Genomic DNA, 19,667 nt, shown 5'->3' on the forward strand with positions numbered 1-19,667 from the left:
CGGATTGCTCACGCAGATCGCCGATAACAAAATCATCCGCTTCGGTGTCTGCGTGTTCGTTGAATTTCAAATCGACGCCGCGCACCCAGAAGCCTTCGCTTTTGAGACGCTTTACAAGATGTCCGCCGATAAATCCGCCTGCGCCGCAGACGAGTGCTGTTTTTTGGGTCATTTCGAGTTGCTTCCGATACGTGTCTTGTATGTTGAATTTAGCTCTTGGTCGGATATTCGGGTGTTTGCATTCTCACACGTAGCCAAACATCCGACGTGTTTCTTCCAGTCCGTCACAAACGTCTTTTACTAGCGCGGGATCATAGCGAGACAAATCACGTTTTAATTCCCCCTTATTCATTCGGTCGGATGCGCGTTCTGAGGCAGTTTCAACATCCAATGCCTTTAAGGATACTTTTTGAAGCAACAATGATTGGATGTCTGGGGCGAGAGATGAGATCAATGCCTGGTTTGGGTTAGAAACAATATCTTCATATCGTACGATTGGGATGTGCTTTTTCTGAGATGTGATTTGCACAGACCGAAAGATTTTCGAAAAGTACCCGACAATCGTCTCGATACCTACCTCGGGTTTTGAAAATTCAGGGAACTCACCTGATTTAACAAAGTTGTCAGTCGCACTGAAAAAAATCTCTAAAGGGTCGCGCACTGCTAAAGAAGCCTGTAAGTGGTCCTCGGCTAAAAAAACTTCTCGAATTCTGTCATTAATCAAACCATGTGTTTTCAACACATATGGACCGTTCTTGCGCGTTCCATTCTTTAGAGTGTCCAAAAAAGCGTCATCATTAAAATTTGCTACGTAGGAACCTCGAAATTCTGCTCCTTCACGGCGTAATTCTTCAAAATAGTCGCATTTTTTTTGACCTTCGACGAATCCACGCAGGAACATTTGTTGCATAGAAAATAGAAAGGTCGAACCTGACTTCGGAACAGAATTCGACAAGAAAACCATATTTTCTAGCGCAAAGCTTTGGTTGTGTTCTCGTGTCATTTCTTAGAAATCCTTTCCGCTCATCTCAATAGTCATTTTTTGCGGTGATAGACGCATCGCAAGTTCGGAGAAAGAACTCCATGTCGAGCCCAAAAGCAATGGGGAAGATCCGAGTAAAAGCGCGTCGGCCAAAGCATAGTGTAATTGCTCGGCAGAACGGTCATAAAGTTCGCGCGGAAGGTAGGCGACGCGATCGCCGTAGCAGGCCTGAAACGCCTCATAGGTTTCGGGTTTATCTGCGGCTAAGAAAATCCGCTCTGCGTTACCTTCTTTGATCAGCGTGTCGATGCGCTTTAAGAAATGAGAAAAGTGGCTGCGTTTGCGCCATTTTTCGGTTTCTGCGTGACCTTCCGCTGTCCAGTTGTCCAAGGATTCATAGGCCAAGTGTTCGTACTCACTTCCGCCCACCATTCTGACATGGGCGCTGACATCGTTGGGTTTGCGCACGCCGTCCACAAGCGCGCGAACCGGTTCAATGGGTGTTAAGCTTTGCAAAAAGCGGTTTTCGTCTTCCCAAGAGGAGAGGGGGGAGTTGAGCACATAGGCCGCCCGCGCGTATAGATCCTTGCCGTCATCCAATGTGATCGGGGCATCTTTGACCGCGCCGTCTTCGATTTCCATGTAGTTGTAAAGTTGGCAGTTGCGGCTTTCAGCGTCTTTGTAGAAGGCGACCTCTTCAACAGCCCCGTCATATTCGTAGAGATCCGACAAGCGCCCTTCACAATGTGCGTCTGGTTCCCAAACGATGACCAATTCGCGGTCCGTTTTTTCGGCGACTGCGGCACCTGATCCAATTGCTCGGAGGCGGTTGCCGAGACCGTGCTGTGCGTCGATAAACAGTTTGCGGCGAGGAACAGAGATTTCTGGTGTTGGGACGTCTTGAGACAGAAGGTTTTTGAGGCCTTGTTGTTCAATTTCCGCGAAGGATTTGCGAAGAAGGGAGCGCAATTGTCCTCTTTCCAATCCAAGCACTTGTTTGCCAAGCCTCCACGACGCCAGTTCGCCTAAGGCGTAAAAATTGGCGTCATCTTCAACATGCGGCGGCACTTCGGCGTCTATCCATCCTACGCGCCGGACTTCGATCGTCTCATCCGCCAAAGGCTGTTGCTTTAATGGTAAAGGTATAAAGCCGCCTTGTCCGTTCCAGACGGGCATCACGTTGGCAATGAAGCGATTGCGGCGGATCTTGAACATTGTGTCGTTGCGAATTTCGTCAATTGCCGAAAACGCAGGTACATCACCGAGAATATCTTCTGAACGCTCTTCATCAGAGTGATCCAAGTGTTTAATGGTGCTGGGCGCGACGTTCTCGCGCTTTATGCCGATTTCATCCAGGCGGGAATAAAGATCATCGTCATCCCAGCCATAGGTGGTGATATACTCGTTAAAGCCACCTATCTCAGCAAGATCGTTCTTATGAAGGTAGAAGAAGCCATTAACATGTTCCTGACCCTGCTCGGCTTCCCGCCAATTCCCGGCAATAAAACTCCCTTCAATCAGAGTGTTCTTGTCAAAGAAATCGTCGGATAAAACTATGTCAGCGTCGACTTTTAAAATCTTGTCGAACTTTGCCAAACGAAAGCCAAGATTGAATGCATAGCTGAGAATCCAGCGTGCTTCATCAGGGGCGCGCACCAATCGGATGCGGGGATCAAAGATTCCCTCTTTGTGCAAGGTTTCAGCGACTGGTACGTCAGAGCCCCAGTCTATGATGATTAATTCAGAGATTTCGCTTTGTGGCAGCCAACTGCGCAATGCTTTCAAAAGATTCTCAGATCGGTTCATGCTGCAAGTGACAAGGCTGATGCCGGGATGAGAATCTTTGGTGATTGGAGGAACGGCAATGGCGTCTCCGGCCGTTGCGCTTGTGACTTGCAGAGCATCGCCCTCAAGCATCGAATCTTTCAGCTGCTCAAGAACGTCAAGGCGGTTCTCTTGGCGATGCACTTTCTTATCGCCAGCCAGTTCCCTTAGATACAAAATCGCTTTTTGGATTTTGGAGCGATCTTTCTTCGGGTTCATAAGTTGCAGACGAGCCATTTCTTCCCAGAATTCCATGATACTATTCCGACGAACACAAATTGTGGTCCTGATTAACTTTGTCGATTTGCGAAGTACTGAACTAAGCAGTACCTGACATAAATGAGTTTTTCATGCTTCAAATACACGCTACAGATGTGCTCGCAAGAGCTTTCTAAAGTATCGTCGAAAACGTCAATTTCCTGCTTATTTTTGCCTAGAAATCACGCTGTTTTTGAATTCACCATAGGATCAATTGCGCTGTGCTAACGGTATTCAGCGAAGCTGGCAGGTTTTTACTGGCCAAAATCGATCGCTCTATCTGCCGTCGTCAATGTCAATCCGAACAAGTCTAGAACCTTCGAGAATTCGATCGTATCCGCGTTAGCAACATAGATTAGATCGCCATCGCGCATCGGTGCAGCTTGGGCGTGGAAAAGGGCCGAGGGTTCTGACATGTCCAGCCAATAAACTGTCGGAATGCCGCCGCGTGTGGTTGGCCACCAATCCGAAGAGGACTTGCCGTAGGCTTTCAAAGTATTTTGGCTTTCGCGTCTGAATAGAAAAACTGCAGCTGGATCTGCTCGTTGATCGAGCAAACCACTGGCTTTTCCTACGGCCTCCATTACCGTCACCCGTTCTTTGTCGAAAGGAATATGAGCAGGTCGGTTGACCGATCCCATGATCGTGTAGCTGCGCGGCGTGTGCGATACGGTGACAATGTCCCCTGAACGCATTGCGATATTTTGACGGGGATCATCTAGAACACGCTGCATTGACGCCTTGGATGACTTTCCTTTTCGCGTTACGGAAACCGTGGTTTGGTGGGGTGGAAAGCGCGCTCCCCCTGAAGCGACCAAGATTTCGGACAGTCTATCCCCGCCAAGTCTTAGAGTCACGCGCGCAGGGCGGTTCACAACGCCTTGAACCGTGACTGCATTATTGGCGTTTTGGACAACAGTAACGATCACTTGAGGTTCAAGTGCTTTTCCTGCCAAGGCATCGACGATCTGCTGTTCGACTTCTTGGGGCGTGCGGTCAAGTGCGTGAATCCCAGATGCGTATGGTATCGAGATCTTGCCCTCTGGATTAATCACGATCTGCGGAATGTTTACCTGACCTTTGTCATTGCTAAAGAGACCGCCTTGACCAGCTTCGAAAATCGTCACTGAAATAATATCCCCAACCCCGAGTCGAGTGCTGGTTGAGAGTAAGGGGGCGTTGATAAACGGGGCTGAAAAACCGCGCGCATATGCTTCAGACATTCGTGAAGCAATTTTTGCATCTACTTGGACGAGCTCAAAATTGGAAGATTCATCTGGCGAAAGGATATCGCCCGCCGACGGACCCTGAGTCGGGAGACTGCTGCAGGCCGTAAGCGCAGCAGCGCTAAAGATCGCGATCAAATTGGTTCGCGTGCGGCGGATAAGTTTTGTGGCCGACATCTAAGAACTATGCTCTCTAATTACGTATACGATCATGACGCCAATGCCCCAAAGCATCACTGCGAAGCTCGCAAAAATCAAAATGTTCTGAATGCGTTTGGGGTAGGTGGAGCGCTGAGGTGTTGCAGGTTTTACAAATGCTGCAAGGTAGCGTTGCGCGCGGTCGGCTTCGAGGCGGGCGGCTTCGCGAGAGGCGAGCGCTGTAATATAGGCTTGTTGCAAAAACTGAAGATCGATGGCGAGATCTTCGTATGTTCCAACGCGAGAGGTTAACGTATTGTCTGACGCGGAATTGGGGTTCGCGCCGTCGGAAGTTCCGGCTTGTTGTCCGCGTCCCAATCGATTTCGTTGTTCATCCAGTTGTTGTTCAATTGCAGATATTTGGCTTTTTAGAATGCGAACGCTTGGAGCCTCGTCAGTCAGAAATCCTTGCAAGGAATCTAGCCGCGCACGCGCCTCAGCCAAACGGCCTTCAAGTTCACCCAAAAGTTGGATCTGAGCCCCTGCGGATGCTGACGGGTCAATATCTTGTTGGGACTGTCTAAACGCCGTGAGCGCGCGCCTGTGATCATCGAGTTGTTGTTCAACTCGCGCGACTTCTTTCTCTGCACTGCGCATCGCATCTCTTCGCGCGAGTTCCGAAATTTCATTGACCAGAGAATCTGAAATCTCGAGGATTGCAGCGGAAACACGTTGCGCATCTTCTGCAGTGAATGCCTGAACTTCTAAGGTAATGATCTGGGATGAGGTATCGAAATAGACCGAAATCATGCGCTGCATGTATGACACAACATCTTCGACTGATTTCTCGGGATCTAATCTGGTCAGAATATCAGCGTTTGGATGGTTATAAATTTCAAATAGATCAAATCGTTCATTCAGACGATCAACCAAATCACGGCTCTCGATGAAATCGATAAGGATGTAACTGTCGGTCGTTGTCGAAGTGGCTGTCGAAACCGTCGAAACGATCCCCAAGAAATCTGTTGGCGAAGACCCCGAGGCCGACCGGATTGCAAACTTGGTCTCAACAGCATAGCGATCTGCTGCGACCGAAGTGTAGTAGTAGATCACTGCAACGAGTGGAGCGAGAACCAAAAGGAAAAAGCTTGCAATTGTCCACCGACGACGTCGGCGTTGGGCACCGTGCGAACGCTTTTGAACTTCTTTTGCGTTTAATACATGCACATTTTGACCCGGGGCATTAGCCGGTTTTTTATCTTTTTGAGAAGCCGCTTCAGAATCCATCCGGCCGTTCCTTTGGTCGTACCTTGGTCAATTTAGTCGTTTTAATATCTAGCGAGCAATGCTTAGTTTCTGCACGCTGCTTTACTTGTTCAGTTCTGCATAGCGGGCGATCGCTTCTTCGAGGTCTTCAAAATAGGTCATGCGTCCATTGTCAATGACCAATCCTGAATCGCAATATTCTCGAATGGAAGACATTGAATGCGAGACCATGATTATCCTTGAAGTTGGTAACATTGCTTTAAATGCAGCTTTGGACTTTGCTTGAAATTTTGCGTCTCCAACCGCCATGACCTCGTCGACCAGAAAAACTTCAAATTTGATCGCCATGCTCAAACCAAAGGCAAGTCGTGCTCCCATTCCCGAAGAATACGTTTTGACCGGTTCGTAAAAAAATTGGCCGAGCTCAGCAAAATCCTCGACCTTGTCGATCATTTCTTCGGTGTTTTGACCGTAAAGGCGGGCGACAAAACGCACGTTTTCTATCCCGCTTAGCATCGGGTGAAAACTTCCGCGAAAACCGATGGGCCAAGAGAAGGATTTTGATCGTTTAACGATGCCGGAGTCGGGTTCTTCGATTCCAGAAATCAACCGTAAAAACGTTGATTTTCCCGCGCCATTTCGGCCCAAGACCCCGATGTTCTTCCATGGAATTGAGGCCGTAACACCATTTAAGATGGTCTTGCGTCCAGATTTTAGTTTGTAGGTTTTGGAGACGTTGAAAAGTTCGATCATTGATTTTGAAACCTGGTTAGCCTCTCACCAATCCACCCAAGGAAATTAAGTGTAACCGCCCATGTGAACAGGTAAAAAAGACTTACGTCATCATTTGGGTAGACGGCGTAGTAACCCGTCCTGAACCCTTCTACGCCATGGACTAGCGGATTTAACTTAAGAATTTCCCTAAAGCCGGTTGGAACAGTTGCGAGCGAATAAAAAACGCAGGAAAGGAAGAAAGCCGGTCCCATAACAATTAGGTACAAGCTGAATACGGCTTGAGAAAACCTACGCAAGACGGCCAAACACAGCCCGGCACCAAGTGCCATGAAAAAAAGCAATGACATAGCGAATGCCATGTAGGGGATGTCATGAGGCGGGTTCGCATCCATGAGAACAATTTGGCCAATGAGCACAAGAGCGATCACAAAAACATGTGTCGCACAATCAAGAAACAAACGAGCAAGGGCCGCGTCGATCGGTTTCACCATTGGATAGTTGAACAGGTTTTTGTTTTGGGCGAATGAGTTGCAGATATAGACAGACGTGTTCCGATAGGCTTGGAAGGCCAATACGCCGGTGGCAAAAAACAATGCAAAATTACCGTCTGGGCCGTTAGACGTGCGGAATTGAGAAAAGAGCAGCGTTAAAAAGGTAATCATTGCCAGTGGCTCAATAATTGCCCACGCATAGCCGAGTCTGGCCCGTCCATGCCTTGTGCGTGCTTCGCGCAGTACGAGCGCAAAGATAACACGCATCTGAGTTCTTAATTGTTTCACATCTTGCTCCGTTCAGCGGCAAAGCACTTAATTTATCACCGGATGTCAATTGCAATTCATTGCCGATGTGCAGGGTATGGGTTGCAACTTATAGAAATTTTCCCCTAAACGCTGTTATGTATTGAAGTTATGAATTGACGGAAGAAACGACCGGTTGATTTTCGATTGGCTAGATCCCAGAGCGAGACCATTCCGTAAATTGATTCGACTGACTGGATTACGACGTGACTAAACAAATTTTCATAACCGGCCAAGCCTGTCGACTTCCAGGCGCAGGCAGCGCGATTGAATTCAAAGACCTTCTTCAAGATGGTCGCTGTGCAGTTTCGTCAATCCCTCTTAATCGTTGGCAGCACGACTTATTTTACCATCCCACGCCCGGCACCAAAGGGAAATCATATACTTTCGCTGCAGGCGTCCTGAATGACATTTGGGGCTTTGATCTTTCGGTTTTCAACATCTCTCCGCGTGAAGCCAATCAGATGGATCCGCAACAACGGATTCTTCTGCAGGTTGTTTGGGAAGCGCTTGAAGATGCGCACTTGAAACCCCAAGACCTTGCCGGTCAAGAGGTGGGTGTTTTTGTGGGTGCCTCAAGCATGGATCACGCGACCATCTTGGGCAAAGATGCCGCTTTGGCGGACAGTTACCTGATGACAGGCAATACGTTGTCGCTGGTGTCAAACCGAATTTCACATGCATTCGACCTGCGTGGGCCAAGTTTCACCGTTGATACCGCGTGCTCTTCAGCCATGGTGGCGCTCGACCAGGCACGCCAGGCTTTGGAAGAGGGCAGGGTGGACACCGCGATCGTTGCAGGGGTGAACATCCTTTTGAACCCGGGAAGCTTTGTTGGGTTCTCCGCGGCGCGGATGCTTTCTGAGACGGGTCTCTGCCAGTCGTTTTCCGCAAATGCTGACGGGTATGTGCGCGGTGAAGGCTGTGTTGCGATTGTTCTTCAGCGCGACAGCAAAGCCCCAGCGCGGGCGCGCGCCAAATTTATTGGCAGTGACACCAACGCTGACGGCTTCACCATGAACGTGGCTTTGCCAAGCGAGGAAGGCCAACGTGCTTTGCTGACGGGGCTTTATGAGTCCCTAGAAGTTTCTCCAAATGACCTGAGTTTCATTGAGGCCCACGGCACGGGCACCTTGGTTGGCGATCCGATTGAGGCGCGCGCATTGGGCCGTGCGCTTGCGGTTCATAGAGATGCGCCACTGCCGATTGGGTCTGCTAAATCGAATGTCGGACACCTTGAACCAGCCAGCGGTTTGGTTGGGGTGCTCAAAACTCTAATCGCCTTTGAGGATAAGCGTCTTCCGCCATCATTACACGCGGATGAACTGAACCCGCATATCAATTTTGAGGAAGAAAACCTGATCCTGGCGCGGGAAGGTGTTGAGTTTGAAGCCTCTGAAAAACTGACGGCCGGCGTGAGCTCGTTTGGCTTTGGCGGCGTAAATGGGCACTGTGTGCTGGAGACTGTGACTCTGGAACCCGCAGCGCCTGCAATTGCACCGAATGCTCCGGAGCGGATTTTTGTGACATCGTCTTTCTGCGAAGCATCGCTGAGAGAACAGGCTGAAATATTCGCTGAAGATATGGCGCCAGCTGATCTTGAGCCGGGCGGACTGCCCGACCAACTGTGGCATGGGCGCGGTTTTTATCCAAAGCGTTTGGGTGTCCTCGCTGGGTCAGCGTCGACGGCGTCGGAAGCGCTTTCTGCCTTTGCGAGGGGTGAAAAAGACCCACGCGTTGTGACGGCAGAGTCAAAAGTGCGCAACGAGCCGACTGTTTTTGCCTATTCCGGCAATGGTGCTCAATACGCGGGCATGAGCTTGCAGGCTTTCCGCAAAGATGCAGCCTTCCGTGAGATGTACCTGAAGATCGACCAAGAGTTTCAGAGCCATACGGGCTGGTCTCTTGTCGAGAAACTGGAAGGCGGTTTGGTCGCGGAAGACTTTGATGACTGCCTGGTGGCCCAGAGCCTGTTGTTTGCGGACCAAGCGGCGCAGACTCATGCGCTTGCGTCGCGGGGTATCAAGCCAGCCGCTGTTGTCGGCCATAGTGCCGGCGAAGTTGCGGCGGCCTGGGCGTGCGGCGCCTTGGATTTAGCACAGGCAGTGTCATTGGTTGTGAGCCGGAGTAAACCTCAGTCGCGGCTTGTGAATAAAGGTACGATGGCTGCGTTCCAAACGGATGCGGATAATGCTCTGTCATTGTTGGACGCCTACCATGCGGAAAATGCTGACTATGAATGGCCAGTGGAAATTGCGGCGATCAACAGCCCGGTCAGCGTTACGCTGGTTGGGCCCAAAGACCAGCTGACCGCTTTTTCCAAGTGGGTGAAGCGGGCGCACCGTTTGGCCTGCATCATTTTGCCGATCAATTACCCCTATCACAGTGCGCAGCTTGAGCCTTATGAACAAGAGCTGCATGAGGCCTTGGATGGGCTTCAGGTGAAATCAACGGATATCCCGTTTTTCTCAAGTACCGAAGGTTGTTTGGTCAAATGGGATCTGCTGACCATCGACTATTGGTGGCGCAACATTCGCCAGCCGGTACAGTTTGGCGCTGCGGTTGATGCTGCACTGGTCGCGGGCTTTAAGTCTGTTCTTGAAGTTGGCGCTCAACCCGTTCTTGCGAACTATATCACGGCCACCGCTCAGAAAAATGCCGTCGCAGATGTCTCGGTTGGGCATACTTTGGCGAAATCTGACCCTGAAAACGTGAACCCCATGTCGCGCGCTGCTCTGTTTGCAGTCCTTAAAGGGTGCGCGCATGAGGAAGGGGCGTTCTTTAGCGAAGCCGCGCCAAGCACGGCGCAGTTGCCGCATTATCCTTGGCAAAATACCGAGATTAAGTCGGTTGACAGCGAGGCGATTACAGAAGGGCTGGGCACAGACGCCGATTATCATCCGCTCTTGGGACGCCCTACTGGTACAGGCGCGACGGTTTGGCGCCGCGATACGGATGACCAGATCTTCCCAGCTTTGAAAGATCACCAAGTCGGCGACGCGTCGATCATGCCTGGCATGGCGCTTGCGGAAATGGCCTATGCGGCGGCTGCAAAGGTTGCTGAAGGCAAACCGGTGGAAATCCGAAATCTGGATTTGGTGGGTCCGGTTGTTTTGTCCGGGACCGCAGGCGTGGATATCAAAACGAAGGTCACACCTGAAACCGGTGCGATTGCTGTTCAATCACGTGCCCGCCTTAGCCAAGACATGTTCCGCGACAATCTTCGGGCAAGCTATTCGATATTGTCTGAGCCAGCGACGATCTTGGGGCAAACCGCGCCCAGCTTGATTAGCGAAGAAGAAGATCGTGGCAGATGGACCTATGCCAATGCGCGGCGTATTGGTCTGAACTATGGCCCAAAATTCCAAGGGCTCCAACGGTTGCGCATCAACGGTGATGTCTTTGAGGTGAGCCTGAAAGAGGGTGTTGGCCTTGGGGCGAGCGGGCAGCTTCAGGGGTTCGACCCGGTGCAAGCCGATTGTTTGTTGCACGCGCTGATCGCTGGCTTTGTGAACTCAACGTTTGATTTGGCCGGACTGGCCTTGCTGCCAGTACGAATAGAGCGGCTTCAAGTTCTTCAAAAGGCCGCGCCACTTGCGACCGGTCGTTTGATCGTGCGTCGCCGCGGCAATCAATCAATCCTTGTCGATGTCTTTGGTTTTGACCCGGATGGCCAGCCCGCGCTCTTTATGAAGGGGCTTCGTTTGCAGGCGGTCTCTTTGGTTCCACAGATCGATTTTGATGATCACGCCTATCATTTCGCCGCGGTACCTTGTCTGCCTGTGACTGATATTCCAAGTGTTGACGCTTCCCACGCGCAGCGCGCTTTTGAATCAGCAATGACAGCGGCGAATGCTGAAGATGACACACTTCTATTGCTGAACGCCGCCACGCATCAGGCGCTGTGGTCGGGGTTTGACTCTGCCGTGAAGGCAGATCGAAAATACGAGCCTAGAGAGGCGTTTGAGAAAGCGGAAACGCTTTGGTTGGAGATGCTCGGGTCTATGGGGCTTGCGCATAAAGACGCCGAGAACGGCGGCTGGTTGATCGCAGAGGCATGCGATTTGCCGGATGCTGCAACCATTGGACTTGCTCTTCTGGATGAGAAGCCGGACCTTGTTTCCGAATTGTCGGCGTTGCTGCGTTTGCCAGGTGCCGTGCATGAATATCTTTCAGAGGCTGCACCAGAAAAAGATGCGGCCAGCCAATTGTTTGGTCACCATGTGGCCAACACGCTGACCACGGTCCCTCAACCGGCTCTTTCACTGGTGACGGCGCTGACCAAAGAAGTCTTGCGCACCTATCCAGAAAGTGCGCGTCTGCGCGTCGCCGCAGCGGGTAACGGTCTTAAAGTCTTTGCCGATCTTTCAGATGCTTATGATGGTTTGAAAACATTCGAGCTTCTCTCTGAAGCAGAAGAGGCTGCGGGCCTTGAAGGTGTATACAAGATCAAAGCGGATGAAGCACAAGCCCTAGAATGCGTTGTGCTAGCAGACCCCGGAAGACTGATGGAAGATGCTTCTGCGGCGCATCTGACCTCTTGTTTGCGTCCGGGTGGTCATCTGATTGTGCAGTGTTCGGCTGTCCCAGCCCTAAATGCTGCGATTTCTGCACTTTCACCTGATGGCACGACCCAAGAAGTGGCTCCTGATCAGCTTCGCCGGACGCTCGATCGCCTCGGATTTGAAACAATTACGCAATTGGATATCCCAGATGGCTACGGCCAAGGCGAGCTGTTCCTGTGCGCAAAACGCGTAAGCATACTGTCAGACGATACCAAAACCGAAGATACGCAATTACCATCCAGTTGGGAAGACATCTGGTTTGCGCGCTATGGGCAAGTGGTTCGGAAATCTGGCGTTCTCGATACGGTAACGCCGGCGGACGAAAAGGCTCCGGTTCTGGTGCTTTGTAACCGGAACGAAGAAGACAGGGCGATCTCTGACCGTCTTCTGTGCCTTCGCGATATTGCTGTCCAATGCGTCGAGGCGAAACGCGGCTTGGTTGCTGTTGTTCCAAATGGTGCGCAATACGGTGAAGGTTCTGCTGCACAGCCCGCGCAACACGCGCTTTGGGCGATGCTAAGAACAATCGGCAACGAATTCGCGCAGATCCGCATTCAAGCAATCGATATCGCTCAGGTTGAGCCGCTCGAGTGGTCTGAGCAGTCCGAGATCATCGTGAACACATTGGACGCTCTGCCTGATGAAAGTGAGATTGTCCTCACTCCAAATGGTCCGTTGGCGCTGCGTGTCCGCCAAGGTTTGCCGCAACTTGAAGATGGGCAGAACATTTCTGCGCTGCCTGAAGGGGCCTCCCTAGAACGATCTGTCTCTGGTGGTTTGGCAAAACTTGAATGGACATCAAAGACGCGGCGTGACCTTGAGCCGACCGAAGTCGAGATTGAGGTCGCTGCGACGGGCCTCAACTATCGCGATGTTATGTGGGCAATGGGCCTCTTGCCGGAAGAAGCCTTGGAAACGGGCTTTGCTGGTCCAACTCTTGGTTTGGAATGTTCGGGCCATGTCAGCCGGGTTGGCTCGCAGGTTGCGGATGTCTCAGTTGGCGATGCGGTATTGGCCTTCGGTCCTGCGTGTTTCTCGTCTCATCTGATCAGTGATCAATCATGGGTCACCAAACTGCCAGAAGATTTGCCAGTTGACGATGCGGCGGCTCTGCCAGTGGCTTACTTCACAGCGCATTATGCGTTGGAAACTTTGGGCCAGTTGCAGCCTGAAGACACGGTGTTGATCCATGGCGGGGCAGGGGGCGTTGGCCTCGCGGCGATTGCCGTCGCGCAAAAGATTGGTGCGACGGTGATTGCAACAGCGGGCAGTCCTGTCAAACAACAGTTCCTGCGTGAACTGGGTGTCGAACACGTTCTTTCGTCCCGTGATACAACATTTGTCAGGGAAATCAGGCGCCTTACCGACTCTCGCGGTGTTGATGTTGTGCTGAACTCTTTGGCGGGTCAGGCCATGTCAGACAGCCTGGAACTTTTGCGTCCCTACGGCCGGTTCCTTGAGCTTGGCAAGCAGGATTACTACGCCAATACCCATGTCGGTTTGCGGGCTCTGAAGAACAACATTTCTTATTTTGGGATAGATGTAGATAGCTTCCTTGCGGATCGTCCTGACATGGCGCGCCGTGTGTTCAAAGATGTTATGGATGCTATGTCTTCCGGAGAGTATCCGCCGTTGCCCTATACGAAGTTCGGGGCAGACCAGACCGTCGAAGCGTTCCGTTTGATGCAACGTTCCGGTCATATCGGCAAAATCGTCGTGGCACCGCAATCGCAAGTTTCAGACACAAATCCTTTGTCCGGAGCTGATGCGTTTTCCGCCGACCCTGAAGGTTGGCACGTGGTTGCAGGTGGGCTTGGCGGCCTTGGCCTTGAGGTGGCGGATTGGCTTTATACGCGAGGTGCACGCCGCATCGCTTTGCTGAGCCGTTCTGGCAAAACGACTCCAGAGCTTGAACCAAGATTTGATCTTCTGCGGAAAAGCGGTGTCGAGCTTGAGATTTTGGCCTGTGACATCACTGCGCAAACACAGGTTCAACAAACCTTTGATCGGTTGAGACAGAAAGCGCCTTTGGCGACAGTCTTTCACTCTGCCATGGTTCTTGAAGATCAACCGCTCGCTCAGATCTCTGCGGAATCCCTGGATCGTACTTTACCAGTGAAAACCGTCGGTCTTGAAAATTTGGATATCGAAACCCGCAAAGATGATTTGCAGGCCTTTATTGCTTTCACATCTTTGGCGACAATGATCGGCAACCACGGACAAGCGGCTTATGTGGCGGCAAATGCCTATCAGGAAGCGCTGATCAAGAACCGTCACGCATTGGGTTTGCCAGCATTGGCGGTCGGTTGGGGGGCGATTACTGACGCGGGCTATGTTACGCGAGATGAAAACCTTGGGCGCATGTTGGCGCAGATGTCGGGCAACGTGCCCTTTACCACGGCGGCTGCTTTAAACGCACTGGGGCGTTTGAGCATGTCTTCGGTTCCCGGCGCCTGTCTCACGATTACGCCCATGAAATGGGGGCCATCCTTGGCCGCATTGAAGATCCTCCATCGCCCAAGCCACGAACGGCTCAAGCAGCTTGCCGAGAGTTCCGGCAAGGGTCGCGACGCGGGCGATTTGCGGGCAGAGCTTCAGAGCTTACCCTTCGCAAAAGCAATGAAAAAAGCGGTTGCGTTCTTGCGTGCCGAAGTTGCCGGGATTTTGCGTGTGCCGGATTCCAAGCTCTCCGCAAGTCGACCACTGTCGGAATATGGGATGGATTCCCTCATGGGTGTTGAGATGGGGCTCGCCGCACAAGAAGCGCTTGGAGATGATCTTCCTGTCCCTGTTCTGGCGGATGACGTTAGTATTGAGAACATTGCTGAAATGTTTGTAAAACACATTCAATCTGGCGGTTCTGATGATTCTGAGGATGGCCAAGACTCTGAATCCCGCAAGATCACCCAAAATTGGGAACGTCAGCATATGAACACGCCGAACCCTGCGACCACACAATGAGCAGACGCAAATCGAAACTTTCTAGCGAAGAGCGGTCTCGTGCTCTAAGTGCTGCAAAGAGCGCTCTGGGTCGTTCTGCGCCGGCAAAAGCAACCCCGAGTCCGAGCTTTGAAAGCTTTTCTGGCTACAAAGAACGCCAGATGGTGCGCCAAATCGGCAAGTTGCAAAACCTTGGCGATCCGACCTTCCGCGAACACGATGTGCGGGCAGGGGCGACCAGCCGTATGGATGGCCAAGAGGTCATCAATTTTGGCTCTTATGATTATGTTGGCATAAACGCAGATCCTCGTCCTGCGGCCGCTGCCAAAGCAGCGATTGATCTTTATGGCGTTTCTGCCTCTGCCAGCCGGTTAACCGCTGGGCAACGGCCTGTGCACACCCAGCTTGAAGCGGCGCTCGCTGAGCATTACGACGTCGAGGCCGCGCTGACCTTTGTGTCAGGGCACGCGACAAACGTATCAGTCATCGCAACGATAACAGGCAAAAACGACCTGATCATTTCGGATTCCTATATCCATAATAGCGCCACCGTTGGTATCCAGTTGTCCGGTGCGTCCCGCCGCAGCTTTACACACAACGATTTGGACGCGCTAGAAACCATCCTTGCAGAAACCGCCGGCAAATATCGCGCCACTTTGGTGGTCGTAGAAGGTCATTATTCTATGGATGGGGATATCCCCGACCTGCAGCGTCTGGTTGCGCTTAAAAAGCAATACGGTTTCTGGCTGATGGTTGACGAGGCCCATGGCTTGGGATGCATTGGCGCAACCGGGAAAGGCGTACGCGAAGTTTACGATCTTCCCGGCGCCGCTGTTGATGTCTGGATGGGAACGCTCAGTAAGTCTTTGGGCTCAACCGGCGGCTACGTCGCTGGATCTGCTGCGCTAATCGACATTATGAAATACGAAGCGCCTGGCTCGGTTTATTCCGTTGCACTTGCCCCAAATCTTGCTGCAGCGGCTCTGAAAGCCCTAGAGATTTTGCACGACGAACCGGAACGCGTGACCCGATTGCAAGACAATGGCACGTTTTTCATGAAAACGGTGCAAGCTGCCGGTCTTGATACTGGATTAAGCATCGGATCGTCGATTGTCCCGGTTATTGTTGGCCACTCTGCCCTCGCGATGGCGGCCAGCGATGAGTTGTTGGCTCGAGGCTTCAACGTCTTGCCAATCGTATTTCCGGGCGTGCCAATGAACCAGGCGCGTTTGCGGTTCTTTATATCGTCAGAACATACGCAGGAACAAATGAAGACAGCAATTGACACTACTGTCGACATCCTGACGGACCTCAAAAACGGACCGCTTGAAACCCTTGTTCAAGACGCGATCAGCGAGATCGTTTGATGTCAACTGACATGCCTTTGGTGACTTTTGCTGACGCGGATACGCTCAGCTGGGTTACACGTGCTTGTCTAAAATCTGCTGTGCGTTGTGGCCATCCGGTGCATCTTTATTCTTATAAAGACGTCGCCGATGTCCCGCGCGGTGTCACTGTCTTACCGGCCGAAGACGTTATTCCATACTCCGATTTCTTTACATTTGATGGGATAGCGCAGCCTGAACAGTTTGGTTCAACGGCCCCTTTCTCCGATGTATTTCGATACGAGCTCTTGAAGCAGAGCCGTGGCATCTGGATTGACTGGGACGTCTACTGCCTCAATCCACTGTCTTGTGAAGAGCCGATGCTTCTTGGTTGGGAAGGGCCGCGGAGCTGGTCGAATGTTTTGAACCCGTATCGAGCCATGGCAGGGAACGCTGTTATGTGGCTGCCTGCGGCTTCTCCAATATTGCGTGCACTCAGCGACTTGACGACGAAGCCCTACAAAATGCCACCTTGGCTTTCGCCAATCTTGAAACGGAAAATAAACAAAAAGCTGGATGGTCGCCCCTTTTGTCCGGGAGCTGCAAGATACGCAGAGTTTGGGCCGATCGCCTTAAATTACTTCGTCAGAAAACTAAACATGAAGCGACACGTGCGCCATCACCGATACTATTTTCCAGTGGGCTATCGCGAAGTTGACAGGTTTCTCATGGAAGACGAGGCTTTCTTGCGATCGATCAGCCCAGATACAAAGACCATTCATCTTTGGCACAGCGCGTTTCGGTATGTTGCACGTGATGGCATTCCGAAGGATAGTTTCGCGGAGCGCCTAAGAGAAGAAAGCTTGGATGCATGACTTAAGATGCGTGCTACCTGAAAATAACCTCAGTAAATAACGAATGTTGCACAAGTTGCACAATTGACCTCATCAAATGCCAGAAGCTCAGAAATCAATTCACGCCACTCCAATCCAAAGGTTTCTCGCTCCGGCATATGGGCGTCCTGACTCAGTCTATCTGAACGAAGGAAGCTCATTGAATTCTTCAGAAATGGACAGGTTGGGGGATGTGCCCGCTGGCGGAACCGTGACTGGAAACACCTACATAAACGCGTTCTTTCCAGATGTTTGGAACAGTAAGTGCAAAATAGACAGACTTGGCGTTTTGCTTGAAGCAGATGGAACGTATGACCTGTCTTTGATCCATGTTGATCGTTTCGAGAACGAGACCCTACTCGAGACCACTTCAAGTGCGGGCACCACATTAATGTGGCTGGACTCCCATCCAAAGAATGGGCGCATCTATATCAAATTACAGGCCGAGAACGATTTATCGGTAAAAGATCTAAGTTGGGTGACTGACGGGAAGCCACTCTGTGAACCAAGCTTATCAGTGGGTTTATGCACGTTTAATCGCGAAAGTGATCTTTCAAAAACAGTGTCTGCGATCAATGAACAGGTGATCAGAACCCCCGCGATTCAAAAGGTTTGGGTCGTTAATCAAGGTGAGGCATTCTCGAATTCCGAATTAATTTCAGCGCTAAATTCTCCGTGGATAAGTGTTATTCAGCAGCCTAACTTGGGTGGTTGCGGCGGCTTCACCCGAAGCATGTATGAAACTATTTCCTCCCAAGAGCCAACGACACATTTGTTGTTGATGGACGATGACATCATCCTAGACCCGAGGATGCTGGAGAAAACGCTGCTGTTCCTGCGTTTCGCCGACGAAAATGTTGCCGTTGGTGGTCAGATGTTGGAGATTGAAAATCCGACCAAACTCTTTGAAGCTGGTGGCAACCTACATCCACAAATGTTCGTAACGCCCATTGGTGAAAACACGGCAGTGGATCGACCTAGATCCTTAAAACTATTCTCTGAGACATTGAATGTTGATTATAACGCATGGTGGTATTGTGTCATTCCGACCGCCGCCATCAGAAAGGTTGGGCTGCCGCCTCCATTGTTTATTAGGGGTGATGACATTGAATATGGCTGCCGCTTGCGAGAGGGCGGAATTCAAATTCTCCCATTGCCGGGCTGTCCCGTATGGCACGAGAGTTTTGCCCATAAGGGCAGCGATTGGCTAATGTATTATAATCTGCGGAACCGGATCGCGCTATCGATCTTACACCCCAACACTGGGATTCAGCGAGATGCATTATATTTGTTTGGTTTTTTATTGTGCTTGATCTTGGTCCACCGCTACCGCGCAACCGAATTTGCGCTTCTGGCAATCAATGATCTAACGCGCGCCTCAAACACCTTTAACGGTCAAGCCAAACACGCCGCTTTGATGAAACTCAATGCCAATCTGGAAGGTCCAGAAGAGGTCTCTGCTAAGGAGTTACCAGATCATGTGGAAGGGACGCAGGTTCCTCTCGATACGTCTGTTCTCGCGATTATTAAAATGTGTATCAGCAGCATCGCCGCTATTCATATGAACGCTTTAACCGGCCGGAAGCCACCCGTGAAGTTCCACACAGGTCCACAAGCGAGCGCAGTAATGGGGCGCGAATATGTCACTGCGAGCAATCCAGAAGAGAGCAAGTTTGTAGTCTATCCTGTTCGTATCGCAAGCCTATGGCGTTTGATCATAAAATCCGCAATCGCTTGTACAAAATACGCAATGCGAGACCGTCAGCATGATAGCGCGGTTGAATCGCACCTCGAAGCCCTCCGCCATCCCGACGAATGGCAAAAAGCCTTCAACGCCCCGCGCGATTAGCGCGCGGGTTTGCGCATGACGGCGGCAAAATCTGCGCGTTTGCCGCTTTCATATTCTTCATATTCCGTGCTGCCCGGCATATCGGCCCATTTGACCGCATAAAGGCTGAAGGGCCATGGAACTTTGGCCAAAGCCTTTTCCCGGCGCGGGATATCGGCTTTCAATGAGGCAAATGTATTTGGCGTGATATCTCGGTAGCTGATGAACTCTAGGCCGTTGGCCGCCGCTGCTTCGCGCAGCTCGGCTTCGATCTTTTCATGATCCCCCTGACGGTAGCCTCCGCTCAGGCTAATAATGCCGCCAGGCTCAATCACGCGCGCAGCTTCGTCGACAAAAAGCGTCAACCCGAAATAGGTCGGCGCACCGACGCTGATGAGCAAATCAAAGCTCTCATCCGGGAAGGCCAAGCCATTGGATTTGCCTTGCTGGATGTCTGCCTTAATCAAAGGTGCCGTGCGGCGGCGGGCCAAAGACACGGCTGATAGGCTGCGTTCGGTTCCGGTCAAGCTAGCGTTTGGAAACAGGCGGGAGAGGTACACCATACCGCCCCCTTGTCCGCAGCCCACATCAAGGATGTTTTTGGGGGCAGGGTTCAAGGCCGCGATCTGCGTATGGCCTGCCTGATGATACATCATGGCGCTATGATCTTCGCCCTCGAACTCGGACATTTGAATATAGTCGGAATCCAGCGGCAGGTAGCCGCCGTTAAAGAACCAAAACTTGCGGGCAGGGGAGAGGCGATAGAGCACCTCATAGGCCACCAGATCAAACAGGTGAAAAGCAAATCCAAAAAGTCGTTTGGTAAAAGATGAATGGGCGCGAAGTAAATCAGGCACCTTGTGTCCTTTTAAAATATATGGTTCCTCAAA

At 51.4% G+C, this 19,667-nt stretch carries 12 protein-coding genes; 4 read left to right on the forward strand and 8 right to left on the reverse strand.

The genetic code is table 11. The annotated features are described in order from the left end of the window. From TA5113_RS16795 to TA5113_RS12500, 7 genes are all read right to left on the reverse strand, one after another. The coding region (locus TA5113_RS16795) for an NAD-dependent epimerase/dehydratase family protein (RefSeq protein ID WP_131726494.1) at positions 1-172 on the reverse strand (172 nt) is incomplete at its 3' end. A gap of 72 nt (positions 173-244) precedes the next feature. Next, the gene (locus TA5113_RS12475) at positions 245-1,003 is read right to left on the reverse strand and encodes a sulfotransferase family protein (RefSeq protein ID WP_058314800.1); all 759 of its coding nucleotides are present in this window, start codon (positions 1,001-1,003) and stop codon (positions 245-247) included. A 3-nt stretch (positions 1,004-1,006) separates the two neighbouring features. After that, on the reverse strand, positions 1,007-3,061 hold the full coding sequence (locus TA5113_RS12480) for a glycosyltransferase (RefSeq protein WP_058316740.1): 2,055 nt from the start codon (positions 3,059-3,061) through the stop codon (positions 1,007-1,009). 257 nt (positions 3,062-3,318) lie between these two features. Further along, complete coding sequence (locus tag TA5113_RS12485) at positions 3,319-4,428, reverse strand: polysaccharide biosynthesis/export family protein (RefSeq protein WP_165589415.1); 1,110 nt, start codon at positions 4,426-4,428, stop codon at positions 3,319-3,321. Positions 4,429-4,467: 39 nt separating this feature from the next. Then, positions 4,468-5,715 (reverse strand): KpsE/RkpR family capsule polysaccharide export protein, encoded by a 1,248-nt coding sequence (locus TA5113_RS12490; RefSeq protein WP_058316477.1) that lies wholly within the window; start codon positions 5,713-5,715, stop codon positions 4,468-4,470. 81 nt (positions 5,716-5,796) lie between these two features. Beyond that, positions 5,797-6,447: an ABC transporter ATP-binding protein gene (locus TA5113_RS12495; protein WP_058316478.1), complete on the reverse strand. Its 651-nt coding sequence runs from the start codon at positions 6,445-6,447 to the stop codon at positions 5,797-5,799. Next, positions 6,444-7,208: an ABC transporter permease gene (locus TA5113_RS12500; RefSeq protein ID WP_058316479.1), complete on the reverse strand. Its 765-nt coding sequence runs from the start codon at positions 7,206-7,208 to the stop codon at positions 6,444-6,446. Before TA5113_RS12500 ends, TA5113_RS12495 begins: the two co-directional genes overlap by 4 nt. A 224-nt stretch (positions 7,209-7,432) precedes the next feature. On the opposite strand from TA5113_RS12500, the gene TA5113_RS12505 reads away from it, so the two are divergent. The 4 genes from TA5113_RS12505 to TA5113_RS12520 all read left to right on the forward strand — a co-directional run bounded on the left by TA5113_RS12505 (position 7,433) and on the right by TA5113_RS12520 (position 18,798). Beyond that, positions 7,433-14,752, forward strand: coding sequence for a type I polyketide synthase (locus tag TA5113_RS12505; protein ID WP_058316480.1), 7,320 nt, complete (start codon positions 7,433-7,435; stop codon positions 14,750-14,752). After that, complete coding sequence (locus TA5113_RS12510; protein WP_058316481.1) at positions 14,749-16,098, forward strand: aminotransferase class I/II-fold pyridoxal phosphate-dependent enzyme; 1,350 nt, start codon at positions 14,749-14,751, stop codon at positions 16,096-16,098. Before TA5113_RS12505 ends, TA5113_RS12510 begins: the two co-directional genes overlap by 4 nt. After that, on the forward strand, positions 16,098-16,931 hold the full coding sequence (locus tag TA5113_RS12515) for a glycosyltransferase family 32 protein (protein WP_058316742.1): 834 nt from the start codon (positions 16,098-16,100) through the stop codon (positions 16,929-16,931). Before TA5113_RS12510 ends, TA5113_RS12515 begins: the two co-directional genes overlap by 1 nt. 178 nt (positions 16,932-17,109) lie before the next feature. Beyond that, a complete protein-coding gene (locus TA5113_RS12520; RefSeq protein ID WP_165589416.1) occupies positions 17,110-18,798 on the forward strand; it encodes a glycosyltransferase family 2 protein in 1,689 nt (562 codons plus the stop codon). On the opposite strand, the gene TA5113_RS12525 is transcribed toward TA5113_RS12520, so the two are convergent. Then, positions 18,795-19,634 carry a class I SAM-dependent methyltransferase gene (locus TA5113_RS12525; protein WP_058316484.1) on the reverse strand — a complete coding sequence of 280 codons (840 nt, stop codon included), beginning with the start codon at positions 19,632-19,634 and terminating at the stop codon, positions 18,795-18,797. The genes TA5113_RS12520 and TA5113_RS12525 overlap by 4 nt on opposite strands. Positions 19,635-19,667 lie beyond the last annotated feature (33 nt).

This window comes from Cognatishimia activa (genome assembly GCF_001458335.1).
GTDB lineage: Bacteria > Pseudomonadota > Alphaproteobacteria > Rhodobacterales > Rhodobacteraceae > Cognatishimia > Cognatishimia activa.

What these genes read in the sequence shown, in the direction of transcription:
- TA5113_RS12480 (WP_058316740.1), bottom strand. Translation starts at nt 3,061, where the DNA reads ATGGAATTCTGGGAAGAAATGGCTCGTCTGCAACTTATGAACCCGAAG.
- TA5113_RS12515 (WP_058316742.1), top strand. Translation starts at nt 16,098, where the DNA reads ATGTCAACTGACATGCCTTTGGTGACTTTTGCTGACGCGGATACGCTC.
- TA5113_RS12475 (WP_058314800.1), bottom strand. Translation starts at nt 1,003, where the DNA reads ATGACACGAGAACACAACCAAAGCTTTGCGCTAGAAAATATGGTTTTC.
- TA5113_RS12495 (WP_058316478.1), bottom strand. Translation starts at nt 6,447, where the DNA reads ATGATCGAACTTTTCAACGTCTCCAAAACCTACAAACTAAAATCTGGA.
- TA5113_RS12490 (WP_058316477.1), bottom strand. Translation starts at nt 5,715, where the DNA reads ATGGATTCTGAAGCGGCTTCTCAAAAAGATAAAAAACCGGCTAATGCC.
- TA5113_RS12510 (WP_058316481.1), top strand. Translation starts at nt 14,749, where the DNA reads ATGAGCAGACGCAAATCGAAACTTTCTAGCGAAGAGCGGTCTCGTGCT.